This is a genomic window from Pseudomonas sp. MIACH, assembly GCF_001269925.1.
Classification (GTDB): domain Bacteria; phylum Pseudomonadota; class Gammaproteobacteria; order Pseudomonadales; family Pseudomonadaceae; genus Aquipseudomonas.
In genome coordinates, this window is sequence record NZ_LHVO01000043.1 from 1 (window position 1) to 779 (window position 779).

General features: G+C 58.2%; 1 protein-coding gene. It reads right to left on the reverse strand.

The features are described from left to right. On the reverse strand, positions 1–779 hold a 779-nt coding region (locus tag AD670_RS31660), incomplete at both ends, for a hypothetical protein (protein WP_172681487.1).

Below are 779 nucleotides of genomic sequence, written 5' to 3' on the forward strand. Positions count from 1 at the left end.
ACGTGCGCGTGTCGGCATATAACGACACGCGCAAGTGCCGGTCACCCAATACATCCAAGTCAATATCACCTGGGAAATCATCGAGATAAGGCGCATCCAGCAGATCGAGGTTAAGTGTTACCAATACGCGTTGGCGGGCTGACCATTGGGCAAAATGGTCCGGGTAGTTGCCTACGGCGTCCATCACCTGCATGGCCACCGGCAACTGATCGTTGTCGCCGGCCCTGAGAATGGACAGGTAGTCGACGGTGATAAAGAACGAGCTTCCCACCTCACTCGGCTGTACCACGTACTTGACGATTTCCGAGCCCCAGGCCAGGGAGCAGGTGTCAAACGGTGCCATGTGCTCATAGGGCTGGATTTCGATCAGGATGTTCTCCCTGGCCCGTTCGTCGTCTACGCCATCCACTTCAATATCGGCGGGCAGGTTGAAGGTGAATCCTTGATGGCCTTCCTTGTCCGGGTCGGGGTCACGATCCCCGGGGCGGGTCAACTTGATCAGCAGGTTCAAGGGGGTGGTCGGCTGTTCGTTGCTGCTGGGGCGCTTTACCGTGCAGTACACCAGGCTGCCCCGTTGCGGACGGATCTGCGCGGCAGGCATGGCAATGGGGAAGTAGTCCAGGTCTTTGTGCTTGTCTTCGACGATCATGAACGCCGAGGCTTGCGTAGTGCTGTTCCAGAACAGCCGGATAAAGGTGCCAGGTATCGCGCCGTCGGGGCGTTTTAACCACACTTCCAGGTCATGCTCCACATGCCGAACCCCAAGGCCGCCGTCGAAT